10 protein-coding genes are annotated in these 13,208 nt (G+C 61.3%); 1 reads left to right on the top strand and 9 read right to left on the bottom strand.

Translation table 11 applies throughout. The features are described 5' to 3' along the window. Positions 1–228: 228 nt before the first annotated feature. The 9 genes from WG29040_RS17735 to WG29040_RS17695 all read right to left on the bottom strand — a co-directional run bounded on the left by WG29040_RS17735 (position 229) and on the right by WG29040_RS17695 (position 12,051). A complete protein-coding gene (locus tag WG29040_RS17735; RefSeq protein ID WP_003440921.1) occupies positions 229–1,725 on the bottom strand; it encodes an FAD/NAD(P)-binding protein in 1,497 nt (498 codons plus the stop codon). A 652-nt stretch (positions 1,726–2,377) separates the two neighbouring features. Next, positions 2,378–3,586, bottom strand: coding sequence for a Na+/H+ antiporter NhaA (gene nhaA / locus WG29040_RS17730; RefSeq protein WP_003440923.1), 1,209 nt, complete (start codon positions 3,584–3,586; stop codon positions 2,378–2,380). Between the two features lie 184 nt (positions 3,587–3,770). Continuing rightward, a complete protein-coding gene (locus WG29040_RS17725) occupies positions 3,771–4,952 on the bottom strand; it encodes a fumarylacetoacetate hydrolase family protein (protein WP_127196605.1) in 1,182 nt (393 codons plus the stop codon). Positions 4,953–5,142: 190 nt separating this feature from the next. Then, positions 5,143–6,927 (bottom strand): IlvD/Edd family dehydratase, encoded by a 1,785-nt coding sequence (locus WG29040_RS17720; RefSeq protein ID WP_003440929.1) that lies wholly within the window; start codon positions 6,925–6,927, stop codon positions 5,143–5,145. Between the two features lie 16 nt (positions 6,928–6,943). After that, the gene (locus tag WG29040_RS17715) at positions 6,944–7,828 is read right to left on the bottom strand and encodes an NAD(P)-dependent oxidoreductase (RefSeq protein ID WP_127196604.1); all 885 of its coding nucleotides are present in this window, start codon (positions 7,826–7,828) and stop codon (positions 6,944–6,946) included. Next, positions 7,825–9,192: an MFS transporter gene (locus tag WG29040_RS17710; protein ID WP_003440931.1), complete on the bottom strand. Its 1,368-nt coding sequence runs from the start codon at positions 9,190–9,192 to the stop codon at positions 7,825–7,827. Before WG29040_RS17710 ends, WG29040_RS17715 begins: the two co-directional genes overlap by 4 nt. Before the next feature lie 139 nt (positions 9,193–9,331). After that, positions 9,332–10,303: a D-erythronate dehydrogenase gene (gene denD / locus WG29040_RS17705; protein WP_010655893.1), complete on the bottom strand. Its 972-nt coding sequence runs from the start codon at positions 10,301–10,303 to the stop codon at positions 9,332–9,334. A 45-nt stretch (positions 10,304–10,348) separates the two neighbouring features. Beyond that, a complete protein-coding gene (locus WG29040_RS17700; protein ID WP_003440933.1) occupies positions 10,349–11,197 on the bottom strand; it encodes an ureidoglycolate lyase in 849 nt (282 codons plus the stop codon). 113 nt (positions 11,198–11,310) lie between these two features. Then, the gene (locus WG29040_RS17695) at positions 11,311–12,051 is read right to left on the bottom strand and encodes an SDR family oxidoreductase (protein WP_003440944.1); all 741 of its coding nucleotides are present in this window, start codon (positions 12,049–12,051) and stop codon (positions 11,311–11,313) included. A 106-nt stretch (positions 12,052–12,157) separates the two neighbouring features. Between WG29040_RS17695 and WG29040_RS17690 the strand changes: the two genes are divergently transcribed. Further along, entirely contained in the window at positions 12,158–13,114 is a 957-nt protein-coding gene (locus WG29040_RS17690) for a LysR family transcriptional regulator (RefSeq protein ID WP_003440947.1), read from the top strand. Positions 13,115–13,208: the final 94 nt, after the last annotated feature.

Genomic DNA, 13,208 nt, shown 5'->3' with positions numbered 1-13,208 from the left:
TCGACTTGGTCGACGACCGACAATTTAAAGGTCAGCGTGTAGTCTCGCTGACTACGCCTTTTACTTGTCTCCATTACGCCCTCCTGAAAATAGATCAGAAGGTGTAAACCTTATTCAGGACGGGACAGACTAGCAAAAAAAGGGCCTGTACAGGCCCTTTTTCAGGTGAATCGGTTTCACTTCATGGGCCATCCTTCGACGACTTGCGCAAACCTGTCTCTTTTGGCTTCAAGCAGCACTCCCGACCTGGGGCAGCCGGCGCATGCTCTCGATAATCCGGTTTGCCATCGGGGTGACCACCACAAGTGCATTCGGGTGCCACAGCCGGGGTCTGGCCGGCGCGCCCAGGAACCAGATGCTCTCGTGCTCACCGAAGCTTTCATGGGCCCCTGCCATGGTCGGCAAGACAGTAATCGGCTGTCTTTGGCTGCGATCGCCGCGCATGTCCAGCTCAATCTTGCCGTCATCGCCCATGACATATCTGGACTGGTGGTAGCCAGTAGCCGAGACAATGGCGTCAAAGCGGTGGTCGCCTGCGGCCCAGTTCACCCGCCATGGGTGAGGGCGACCCTGGGAGTAGCCGATACGGGTTACTTCGCCGCTCTGCACACACAGAACACCGTCCTCCAAGTACTTCAGCAGCTTGCGTGCGTTGGGGAGTGCCAGTGCGGATATGTATCGGTAAAGCAGCTGCTCGAAGGCGGGATGGAAGCAACCCTCGAAATAGAGGTCACCCTTGCTGTGCAGCCGGTTGATGGCATGCATGAAATCAACCACGTATTCCTGCCAGTGACTGGCACCGCTGCCGGCAATTTCCACCTCCTCCCTTAGCCTGTCGACAACGCTTGATGCACGGGAGAACTGCAGGCTCCAGTCCTTGCCCAGGTTCTGGCGAAGCACCCTGGAGAAATAGTTCAGGTATCTATAGCCCATGGCAGGGCTGCAGGTCTGCGCTTCGTGTTGCTCCGGCTTCATTACTGCTGCAATGGCCTCAACGTCGAATGCCGTTTTTGGACTGCGCATGAAGCGGGCGCGCACAGAGGGGAACTCTCCTGACGGCGATAGCATGGTCACTTGATGGCCGTCGCGGCACAGAACGATTGCACTGTCGATGGCCGAGAGCTTGCTACCCATGATGAGCACCCGGGAATTCTCAGGAATCATGGCCAGCATGCTTGCTTCAGGATAGGGGTTCTTGATGAAGCTCGAGTGGTTGAAAAAAGGCCGGGCAACTGCCGGTATGTGTGGCGGCCCAAACCCCGTACAGAACACCACGTCGGTCGCTCTCAGTGAGGGGGCTGGTTTCATCTGCACGTCACAGAACTCAAGCTCGTAATGGCGATGGCCATGAACTTTCAATGCCTTGAACCTGCTGCAAACATACTGAACCCGTACTCCCTGCTCACGGGCAATGGCTGAGTACTGCAGAAACCGGCTGGCCAGATATCGGCCTACCAGAAACCGCGGGACAAAACTTTCGGCTGTAAAGGCGTAGCCCTCGCACCGCAGGTGCTCAAGAAAATCCAGCGGCATGTCGTGCAGCACCGACATGGTGTCGACCGAGGTATTACAGAGAATATCGTTGTCCGTATTTGAGAATGCTGCGCCCGGACCAATTGGCTGCGGATCGATCATGTAGATGCTTCGTGCCACTTGGGCTCTGACCGCAGCAATAAAAGTCGCGACGCCAGCAGCACCGGCGCCGACTATGGCGAGTGTATTCATGCAGAGGCTCTCCGAAAGGAGTAAGAACGTTGTCGCTGGCTACGAGCAGTGGCCAATCACGCAGGCGAAGCAGCATCGATCATTGCCCAATATCCCGGGCAGGGAATGATCTCGAAAATGCCGTGCTGCTCCGTACATTGCTCGTTACACCGCGCAGGTCTCGATGATTGATACGTAAGCCCGTATCAATGATGCGCTTCAGTCGCAGAGCTGCGCTGGCCGACAACTGTTCAATCGCTTTCCTGGTCCTCTCCCTTGCGCCTGCGATATCCGCCACAGTAGCGCCATCCGGGAACTCAAGGTGTGACCCATCGTTTGATCGAGAAAATGGAGTGCGGCAGCTTGGTTTTTAAGTGCTAAAGGTGATTGCTCTTTGCGAGTCATGTTCAATCCTCTCCTGAGTATTTGAAAACTGCGATCCTGCAGTTTTTTGCGAGAGCTACTGCCCAACATCAGCCTGTTCGCGAGGAGCGGGAGTCTAGTAGTCAGCCGGATAATGGCAAGCACCTGCCAAAAACCCCGGACCAGCAGCGTAATGCTCAACCAGTCGCGCACTAAAAAGCCCCGCTCAGGTTCGACCTGGCGGGGCTTTGGCGGGAGTGAGCGGGTTACCCCGCAGGTGCGCCCGTGATCGGACGCACCCCGGCACGGGTCAGGCAGATGCCTTTTGACGGCCGGCCTTCATCAGTACCACGACGCCGAGGATGGCACACAGGATGGAGCCCATCAGCACGCCGACTTTCACTTCATCCACCAGATGCGGGGCCCCCGGGAATGCCAGGGCGCCAATGAACAGGCTCATGGTGAAGCCGATACCGCACAGCAGTGCCACGCCATAGAGCTGGACCCAGTTGCTACCCTCGGGCAGTTTTGCCAGGCCAAAGCGGATGGCCAAGGCGGCCAGGCCGAAGACGCCCAGTTGTTTACCCAGCAACAGACCCAGAGTGACCCCGAGCGGTACCGGGTCCAGCAGGTCACCTGGGGAAATGCCGGCCAGGGATACACCGGCATTGGCAAAGCCAAAGATGGGGACCACGGCGAAAGCGACCCACGGATGCAGCTTTTCTTCGAGGTGGAGCAGAGGGGATTGGTGTTTGTGTTCCGTGTTACCCAGCGGAATGCACAGGGCAAGGATGACCCCGGCCAGTGTCGCGTGGATGCCCGATTGCAGCATGAAGAACCAGAGCAGGGCGCCGGCTATCAGGTAAGGGGCGAGTCGGCGTACACCGCAGCGATTGAGCACCACCAGCACCGCAACCACAGCCACGGAGGCCAGCAACATGCTGATGGACAGTCCGCTGGTGTAGAACAGGGCGATGATCAGTACCGCCCCCAGGTCATCGAGAATCGCCAGCGCCGCCAGAAAGATCTTCAACGAAACGGGAACCCGCTTGCCCAACAGTGACAGTACCCCCAGCGCAAACGCGATATCGGTTGCCGCGGGGATGGCCCAGCCGCCGATAGTTTGCGAGTTGCCCCAGTTGACCGCGATATAGATCAGGGCCGGCAGCAGCATGCCGCCCAGTGCGGCAAACCCCGGAAGCGCACGCTGGCTCCAGCTGGATAACTGGCCCGCGAGCATTTCACGCTTGATCTCAAGGCCCACCAGCAGGAAGAAGATCGCCATCAGGCCATCATTGATCCAGTGCTCGATGGAGAGTCCGGCGAGTTTGATTTGCAGGGTGGAGAAGTAGGCAGCAGCCCAGGGGGAGTTTGCCAGCAGCAGGGCTGCCAGGGCAGAGGCCATCAGGATCAAGCCGCCCGCAGATTCAGCGGCGAAAAAGCGCGTGATAAACGCGAGGGAGGAAGCAGACTTGCGGGTGTTTGCGGCTTTATCCAGACGCGAGGGTTCATGACTCATAGGTGCGGCGACTCCGCGATGGCGGCCCGACCTTCGCTAAATTAACCTGCCCTGCCGCGTTGTTGCGGTGGCACCCAGCGCCGGATATTACACGAAAAGGGTTGCGGCAGGTAACACCCGGGCCGTGATGGCGACGGCCCCGAGTGCATGGCGTGCATGCGCTCGGGGTGGCGACAGTCGTCCTTTACCCCAGCAAGCCCCGGCCCGCCAGATTCTTCATCAGCGCGGCCACGCCGAATGACCATTGTGGCGCCTGGTCGCTGGCGGTCACGCGGTTGTGCAGGGCGCCCAGCTTGCCGCTGGCAATGCTCACCACGTCGCCTTCCTTGTGGGTGAAACCCTGGCCCGGCTGGTCGCGGTCGTCGGTCGGGGCGAACAGGGTGCCGAGGAACAGCACGAATCCGTCCGGATACTGGTGATTTTCATTGAGGGTCTGTTGCGCCAGGTCGGCCGGGTCGCGGCTGATCTGGCCCATGGAGCTTTTGCCATTGAGCACGTAACCGTCTCGCCCTTCGACGCGCAAGGTCACTTCGCAGCGGCGTACATCGTCGAGGCTGAAATGTTCGTCAAACAGGCGAATGAACGGGCCGAGTGCGCAAGAGGCGTTGTTGTCCTTGGCCTTGCTCAGCAGCAATGCGCTGCGCCCTTCGAAGTCACGCAGGTTGACGTCATTACCCAGGGTTGCACCATGAATCTGCCCCCGGCTGTCGACGGCCAGCACCACTTCCGGTTCCGGGTTGTTCCAGCTGGACCCGGGGTGGACACCGATTGCGTTGCCGCTGCCCACGGCGGCCAGAATCGGTGCCTTGGTGAAGATTTCGGCGTCGGGCCCGATACCGACTTCCAGATACTGCGACCACATGTTTTGTTCAATCAATACCTGCTTCAGACGCATGGCCTCGGGCGATCCGGGGCGCAGGTCGCGCAGGTTGTCACCGATCACCTCTTGCACCAGGGCGCGTACCTGCTCGGCCCTCAGGGCATCGCCCCCGGCTTTTTCCTCGATCACCCGTTCGATCATGCTGGCGGCAAAGGTGACCCCTGCGGCCTTGATCACTTGCAGGTCTGCGGGGGCCAGCAGGCAGGGTCTGGCCGGGTCGCGCTGTTCGCCACTGTTGGCCAGCAGATCCTGGATCGTCCCCAGGGAGTGACCGCTGATTTCACGTACTGCCTGTAACGGATTCTGTGTATCCAGCAGCAGGCTCAGGGTCGGGAACTGTGCGCTGCAGTCAATGACTTCACCGTCACGAATCACCACCACCGCCGGACCGCCGCGTACACCCGGCAAGCACACACGCCCGACCAGCGTCGCGCGCTGCCAGTCCTCAGGCAGGGAATTTTCAATGCTCAATTGCAGCGGGTTCATAAGGTCATTCCTTGAATTCATGGTGTAGCCCATAACCCGTTCCACCTCTGTAGGAGCGAGCTTGCTCGCGAGCGCTTACAAGATCAAAAGATCAAAAGATCAAAAGATCAAAAGATCAAAAGATCAAAAGATCGCGAGGCAAGCTCGCTCCTACAGGGTTCAGGGTTCAGGGTTCCAGGGGGTTCATTGTTTAATGGGAGTGGCGCGGCGGGCCGTTTTCCGGGATCACGCGCCAGTACAAGGTGGCCGGCTCCAGGCAGCCGCCGGTAGACAACTGGCCAACCAGTTGGCGATAGAGCTCCTGCCACGGGGTTTGCGACGGCGCCAGTGGCGGCAGCGGTTCCTGGCGACGGGCGTCGAGTTCAACTTCGTCCACCAACAAATTGACGCTGCGGGCATTGAGGTCGACCCGCAGCCGGTCGCCGGTACGCAGCAACGACAAGCCGCCGCCCACCGCCGATTCCGGGGACATGTTGAGAATCGACGGGCTGGCCGAAGTACCGCTCTGGCGACCGTCACCCAGGCATGGCAACGAATCGATGCCGGCCTTGATCAGCGCCGAAGGCGGGGCCATGTTGACCACCTCGCCACTGCCCGGGAAACCCACAGTACCGCAGCCGCGAATCACCAGAATGCAGCGCTCGTCGATGTCCAGCGACGGGTCGTTGATTCGCGCCTGATAGTCCTCCGGCCCCTCGAACACAATGGCCCGGGCTTCGAAGCTGTTGGGTTGCAACGGATCGCTGAGATAGGTGCTGCGAAAGGCTTCGCCCACCACCGACATTTTCATGATCGCGCTGTCGAAGAAGTTGCCGCTGAGCACGATGAAACCGGCGCGATGCATCAGCGGGTCTTCGTACGAACGGATCACGTCGCGGTCGCCGGTGACGGCGTCGGCCACGATCTCGCCCATGCTGCGGCCACTCACCGAACGGCAGTCGCGGTGCAGGCGACCCACCTTGTCCAGTTCATGCATCACCGCCGGCACGCCGCCCGCACGGTGGAAACCTTCGCCCAGGTATTCACCGGCCGGCATGCAGTTCACCAGCAAAGGTACGTCTTCGCCGACCCGCTGCCAGTCTTCCAGCGACAGGTCGATGCCGCTGTGGCGGGCAATCGCAATCAGGTGCGGCGGGCAGTTGGTGGAGGCCCCCAGTGCCGAGGCCACGGCAATGGCGTTCTCGAATGCAGCGTGGGTCATGATGTGCGAGGGGCGAACATCTTCACGCACCAGATCGACGATACGCATGCCGGTGGCATAGGCCATTTGCCCGCGCTCGCGATAAGGCGCCGGAATGCTCGCGCAGCCCGGCAAAGACATGCCCAGGGCTTCGGCCAGGGCGTTCATCGACAGGGCGGTGCCCATGGTGTTGCAGTGGCCGACCGAGGGTGATGACGCCGTGGTCAGGGTCATAAACCCTTCGTAATCGATCTCACCGGCGCTGAGCAGATTGCGCGCATGCCAGAGCACAGTGCCCGAACCGATGCGCTGGCCTTTGTGCCAGCCGTCGAGCATCGGCCCGCCGGACAGCACGATGGACGGCAGGTCGGTGGTCGCCGCCGCCATCAGGCAGGCCGGGGTGGTCTTGTCGCAGCCGGTGGTCAGTACCACACCATCCAGCGGGTAACCGTGCAGCACTTCCACCAGGCCCAGATACGCCAGGTTGCGATCCAGAGCGGCAGTCGGCCGGCGCGACTGCTCGGCAATCGGGTGCACCGGAAACTCCATCGGAATGCCGCCCGCATCGCGGATGCCATCCTTGACCCGTTTGGCCAGTTCGATGTGATGCCGGTTGCAGGGCGTCAGGTCGCTGCCGGTCTGGGCGATCCCGATGATCGGCCGCCCCGATTGCAGTTCGGCGCGGGTCAGGCCCTGGTTCATGTAACGCTCTACGTACAGCGCAGTGAGATCGGCATGGCTGGGATCGTCGAACCACAGCTGACTGCGCAGGCGGCGAGGGGTTGATTCGGTCATGACAGGCTCCAGCAGATTATTCAGGCAATTGATTGTGGCGGCGTAACTGGCGGATCAGCCCGGCGTGGTCGAGTTCACCGTCACCGGCTTCGATCATGGCCTGGAACAGACCATCCACCAGGCTGCCCACCGGCAGGCTCAGGCCCAGCTTTTGGGCCTGGGCGAGGGCAGTGCGGGTGTCCTTGAGTTGCCATTTGGCCGGGCCACCGGGAGTGAAGTCGTTGTCGAGCATGCGCTGGCCGTGCTGGCGCCAGATCGGCGAATCGACAAAGCCTCCCAGCAGCGCTTCGTGAACCTTGACCGGGTCGGCACCGCCGCGTTCGGCCAGCAGCAGGCCTTCGGCGACGGTGGCGATGGTGCTGGCGACAATCAGCTGATTGACCAGTTTTGACAGCTCGCCGGTTCCGGCCGGGCCTACGTGGACCGGACGGCCCATGGCCGCCAGCACTTGGCGCCCCTGTTCAAAGGCCGCCACTTCACCGCCGACCATGATCGCCAGGCTGGCTTCACGCGCCCCGCGCTCACCGCCCGACACCGGCGCGTCGAGGTAGTGCAGCCCCAGGTCAGCACACTGGCGGGCCTGCTCCACGGCGCTGTCCACCGCAATTGAACTCATCACAATGACCAGCGCCCCGGGGGCCAGAACCCGCGCAGCGCCGCCTTCGCCGAACAGCACCTCATCACAGGTCGGGCCATCGCTGAGCATGCAAACCAGCACCTGGGCGCCTTTGGCCGCCAGAGCCGGGGTCGGCAGTACCTCGGCGCCATGGGCAGCCAGTTCCTGGGCCTTGGCCGGCGAGCGGTTCCAGGCCCGTACCGGATATCCGGCCTGCAACAGGTTGCGGGCCATGGGTTTGCCCATGATCCCGGTGCCGATAAACCCTACGGTCGCCAGACTCATGCTTTACCTCCTGCGGCTGCGGGGATGGCGCTGCCAATCTGCGACACCTTGTTGCGCGGCATCAGCACCATGCCCAGACCACCGGCGCCCACCAGTGCGGCGATCACCAGGAAACCCGGGGTATAGCTGCCGGTTACGGTGAACAGGTAGCCGGTCAGATATGGGCCGACAAAACCGCTGAGGTTACCGATGGAGTTGATCAGGCCAATCCCTGCGGCGGCTCCGACCCCGGTCAGCACTTGCCCCGGCACTGCCCAGAACACGTTGATGGCGCTGTACACACCCATGGCCAGCAGGATGAAGCCGATGACGATGATCCACGGCTGGTTGAGCCACAGCGCGACTGCGATGGACACGGCGGCCAGCATGGCGGCACCGCCGGCATGCCAGTGGCGTTCTTGCAGACGGTCCGAACGACGGCTCCACCAGATCATCGCGACGGCGGCGACGGCGTAAGGAATGGCGGTGATCAGACCGTTCTGCATCAGGCCGATCTCCAGCCCGAACGAGCCGCGGAACGATGCCAGCACCGTGGGCATAAAGAAGTTCATCGCGTTGGAGCCCGAGGTGATGCCGAAATACACCAGCGCCAGCAGCCAGACCTGACGGCTGCTCAGTGCCTTGAGGATCATCTGGCCTTTGGTTGGTTGCAGGCCCACCACCAGCGGTTTGTTGCGTTCTTCCTGTTCCAGGGTGCTGATCAGCCAGTTGCGCTGCTTGTCGGTCAGCCAGTGGGCATCGGCCGGGTGGTCAGTGAGGTAGAAATAGCAGACCACACCGAGAATCACCGCGGGTACGGCCTCGACGATGTACATCAGGCGCCAGCCGACGAAGCCCCAGGCATCGCCCAGCTCCATCAGGCCCACCGACAACGGGGCGCCAATGATTTGCGCGATGGGTACGCCCAGGTAAAAAGTGGCGATCATGCGGGCGCGGTAACGGCTCGGGAACCACAGCGACAGCAGATAAATTACCCCCGGGAAGAACCCGGCTTCAGCAATACCCAGCAATACGCGCAGGGAGATGAAGTGCACCGGCGTCTGCAGGAAGCCCATGGCCCCGGCGATGATGCCCCAGGTCACCATGATCCTGGCGATCCAGACCCGGGCGCCGTAGCGGTGCAGCAGAATGTTGCTCGGCACTTCGAACATGAAGTAACCGAGGAAGAAAATCCCGGCGCCCAGGCCATAAATGGTCTGGCTGATACCGATGTCTTCGTTCATCCGCAGGGCGGCGAAACCGACGTTGTTGCGGTCCAGAAAGGCGACCACAAACAGCAGGATCAGAAAGGGGATCATGCGTTTGGTAACGCGTTTGATCGTCTGTTGTTCGATGTCCGAGACATCGGTGAGTGGAGTGGTCATATCGCACGGCCTCAGTTTTTTATTGTTGTGAGTAACGTGAACCTGTTGTGCAGTGTTCTGTAGGAGCGAGCTTGCTCGCGAGCTCTTCAAGATCTGAAGATCGCGAGCAAGCTCGCTCCTACAGGTTATAGGCGAGGTCTCAAACGGCAGTGTCTTCAATATGCGCGCGCACGATGGCGTCGAAATCGGCGTCGGCAGTGAAGCCCAGGGCGCGGGCGCGGGGCGCCTCGACCTTGCTCGGCCAGCTCTCGACGATGCGCTGGATGGTCGCGTCCGGTTCCCAGCGAATCAGTTTGGTCACTTGCTCACCCGCGACCCGTTGCAGCGCCGAGACCATGTCGTGAACGGTGGTGGTCACACCCGGCAGCGGGATGATCCGTTGATTGCCCAGGGTCTCTGGCGACAGGGTCATGCCCAGCAGCATTGACTCGATAATTCGCCGTGGCGAGGTCAGGTAGACCTGGGTGTCCGGGCGTACCGGGCAGACCGCAGGCAGGCCCACCAGCGGCTCGCGGATAATCGAACTGAAGAACGTCGATGCCGCCTTGTTCGGTTTGCCGGGGCGTACTGCAACCGTTGGCAGACGCAGCACGCGGCCATCGACAAAGCCCTTGCGGGCATAGTCGGCCACCAGCAGTTCGCCCACGGCTTTTTGCATGCCGTAGGACGATTGCGGGGTGAGTACCGTGTTGTCGTCGACCACGTCGGGCAGCTCGCCACCGAATACGGCGAAGCCGCTGGCATACACAAAGCGCGGGGCGTTGCCCTGTTTGCGCAGGGTTTCGAGTAACAGCATCAGGCCGTGCAGGTTGACCTGCATGCCCAGGTCGAAGTCGGCCTCGGCAGCCGAACTGACCACCGCTGCCAAATGCCACACCAGGTCCACGCCGTCGGTGACCCGGGCAATCACTTCGGGGTCGGCTACATCGCCGGTCACCAGTTCGATACGCGGGTCGACGGGGAGGTCTTCACCGGCAAAGGTGTCGAACAGCACGATGCGCTCGATCGCGCGGGGGGCCTGGCCTTCAAGCGTCAGGCTATTGAGGTCGAGCAGGCGTTGGGCCAGTTGTTTGCCGATGAAGCCGGTACCGCCAGTGATCAGAATCCGCATGTGTTGCTCCTGTTTCTTATGATTATTTTCAAGGCCTGCTGTGGGTCAGTCAGCCTGTACCGTGCGCTGGCGTTGCTCGCCAAGACCGCTGATGCCCAGGCGTATTTCCTGCCCGGGACGCAGATACACCGGTGCCGGTTTTACTCCCAGGCCCACGCCCGGCGGAGTGCCGGTGGAGATGACATCCCCCGGTTGCAGGGACATGCAGCGGCTCAGGTAAGCAATCAGGGCCGGGATCTGGAACACCATGGTGCGGGTATTGCCGTTCTGGTAGCGCTGTCCGTCGACCTCAAGCCACAGGTCAAGCTGGTGCGGGTCGCTGATTTCGTCGCGGGTGACCAGCCACGGGCCGAGGGGGCCGAAAGTGTCAAAGCCCTTGCCCTTGTCCCAGGTGCCGCCACGTTCCAGTTGCCACTCGCGTTCGGAGACATCGTTGATCACACAAAACCCGGCCACGTGGTCCATGGCATTGTGTTCATCGATATTGCGTCCGCCTTTGCCGATCACTACGCCAAGCTCCACTTCCCAGTCGGTCTTGGTCGAGTCGCGGGGGATCTCGACGTTGTCGTTGGGGCCGCAGATGGCGCTGGTCCATTTACTGAACACCACCGGTTCCGATGGCACATCCAGGCCCGACTCGGCGGCATGATCGGCATAGTTGAGGCCGATGCAGATGAACTTGCCGACCTGGCCGACGCAGGCGCCAATGCGTGGCGAACCGCTGACCAGCGGCAGGCTGCAAGGGTCGATTTTGCCCAGGGCGGCCAGGCTTGCGGCATCCAGTGCCTGGCCGGCTACATCGGCGATGTGTGCCGACAAATCGCGAATCTTGCCTTGGGCATCCAGCAGCCCCGGTTTTTCCTGACCTTTCTCGCCGTAGCGCAGCAGTTTCATAAAAACTCCTTCATCCAATAAGAAAAACGGTGCCTGCAGGAGCGGGCTTGTTCGCGAGCGTTTTCAAGCCAGAGCTCGCGAGCAAGCTCGCTCCTACAGAGGATTTATGCATTTCAGTTACTCATCCCGCCATCAATCACCTGGGTGGTGCCGGTGGTGTAGGCGCTGGCGTCGCTGGCCAGATACAAGGCCAGGCGGGCGACTTCTTCGGCGGTGCCGATGCGGCCCATGGGTTGGCGGTCGACGAATGCCTGATACACCTCGGCTTGCGTACGGCCCTGTTCCAGCGCCTGTTGGGCAATGCGCTGGCGCAAGGACGGCGAGTCCACCGTGCCGGGGCAAATGGCATTGCAACGGATACCCTGGCGCACGTAGTCCGCGGCCACCGATTTGGTCAGGCCGATAACTGCGGCCTTGCTTGCGGTGTAAGCAAAGCGGTTGGGTACGCCTTTTACGCTGGAAGCCACCGAGGCCATGTTGATAATGCTGCCACCGCCCGCCGCCAGCATGCCGGGCAGGAAGGCGCTGATCATGCGGTACATGGCCGTGACATTGAGATCGAAGGAGAACTGCCAGGCCTGTTCGTCGCAGTCCAGCAGTGCGCCGCTATGAACGTAACCGGCGCAGTTGAACAGCACGTCCACCGCTCCGACCTGCTGGCAGACGGCAGCGATGGCCGCAGGTTGCGTCACGTCCAGTTGCAGCACGCGGATCCCGGGAATGTCCTGCAGTGCCTGAATGTGCAGGTCGGTGGCAATGACCTCGGCGCCTGCATCGCGGAACGCGAGCACCGATGCCAGTCCGATTCCCTGAGCCGCAGCGGTGATCACTACGCGTTTATTGGCAAGGTTCATGGGCGGTTTCCATTGTTTTTATTTAGCGCGACCGGTTCACCCTAATATTGCTTCTCGATAATCGCCAATGAGATATTCTTAAGTCTCAATAACCGGAGGTTATCGGATGGCTGATGTCGGATTTAATCAACTGTGCAACTGGCTGCGCTATCGCCATTTGGTGCTTATAGACACCCTGGCGCGCACGCAAAACATGCATGCCACCGCCCATGAAATGAACATCAGCCAGCCCGCGGTGAGCAAGATGCTGCGGGAGATCGAGCACCAGCTGGACTTTGAAGTGTTTGCGCGCTTGCCACGCAGCATGTCGCTGACCGATCTGGGCAGTCATGTGGCTCGGTTTGCCCAGATCGCATTGAATGACACCGGGCAGTTTGTCGGTCAGATCAATCATTTGCGCCAGGGCGGCCATGGCCTGCTGAAAGTCGGCACCATCTACGCCGCCACGGCTTTGGCCGTTCCGGCGGCCATTGTGCGGGTCAAACAAGACTGGCCGCTGCTCACCTTGCAGGTGCTCGAGGGCACCAGCGCCAACATGCTGGCCATGCTCGAACACAAGGAGCTGGACGTGGTGGTGGCCCGCTTTACCCTCGACCGTCATCGTGAACTGTTTGATTTTCAGGCCCTGGCGCCGGAGCCGCTGTGCCTGGTCACGGGCAGCCAGCACCCGCTGGCCGGGGCCAGCGAAGTACCGCTGGCTGATCTGGGCAGTTGGCCGTGGGTGATTTACCCCACGGGCACGCCGATGCGCATGCGGGTGGAGCAGGCCTTTGTCGAAGCGGGCATGCAGACCCCGGAAAACACGGTAGAAACCGTGTCGCTGCAAACGACCATGCAACTGCTGCAAACCACCCCGACGGTGGCGATGCTGGCAGAGTCGATGGTGGAGCCGGAAATCCGCGCCGGGCGCTTGACCCGCCTGGCGCTGCCGTTTCCGCTGGTGCTGGCCGATTACGGGGTCATTACCCGGCGCAACGAAGTAGCGCAATGGTCCGCGAAAGCCTTTATCGATGCACTTTTGAGTGGCCCGGATGCTCTGCGCGGTCCCCCCCAGACGCCTTGATAACTCGAGGTTATTAGTCGATCGAATCATGTGATTGGGCAGTAACCGGGACGCCAACTACAGTGAGCAACGCTCCACCTGTCGGGCAGGAGCG

The organism is Pseudomonas sp. PAMC 29040, assembly GCF_003994535.1.
Lineage (GTDB): Bacteria > Pseudomonadota > Gammaproteobacteria > Pseudomonadales > Pseudomonadaceae > Aquipseudomonas > Aquipseudomonas paraversuta.
Note: the sequence above shows the minus strand (reverse complement) of the source record. Positions and strands in the feature narration are given on the sequence as shown.

Bases quoted from the DNA above. Each gene is read 5' to 3' on its own strand.
- WG29040_RS17725 (WP_127196605.1), bottom strand. From the start codon at position 4,952: ATGAACCCGCTGCAATTGAGCATTGAAAATTCCCTGCCTGAGGACTGG.
- WG29040_RS17720 (WP_003440929.1), bottom strand. From the start codon at position 6,927: ATGACCGAATCAACCCCTCGCCGCCTGCGCAGTCAGCTGTGGTTCGAC.
- WG29040_RS17710 (WP_003440931.1), bottom strand. From the start codon at position 9,192: ATGACCACTCCACTCACCGATGTCTCGGACATCGAACAACAGACGATC.
- WG29040_RS17735 (WP_003440921.1), bottom strand. From the start codon at position 1,725: ATGAATACACTCGCCATAGTCGGCGCCGGTGCTGCTGGCGTCGCGACT.
- nhaA (WP_003440923.1), bottom strand. From the start codon at position 3,586: ATGAGTCATGAACCCTCGCGTCTGGATAAAGCCGCAAACACCCGCAAG.
- WG29040_RS17695 (WP_003440944.1), bottom strand. From the start codon at position 12,051: ATGAACCTTGCCAATAAACGCGTAGTGATCACCGCTGCGGCTCAGGGA.
- WG29040_RS17715 (WP_127196604.1), bottom strand. From the start codon at position 7,828: ATGAGTCTGGCGACCGTAGGGTTTATCGGCACCGGGATCATGGGCAAA.
- denD (WP_010655893.1), bottom strand. From the start codon at position 10,303: ATGCGGATTCTGATCACTGGCGGTACCGGCTTCATCGGCAAACAACTG.
- WG29040_RS17690 (WP_003440947.1), top strand. From the start codon at position 12,158: ATGGCTGATGTCGGATTTAATCAACTGTGCAACTGGCTGCGCTATCGC.
- WG29040_RS17700 (WP_003440933.1), bottom strand. From the start codon at position 11,197: ATGAAACTGCTGCGCTACGGCGAGAAAGGTCAGGAAAAACCGGGGCTG.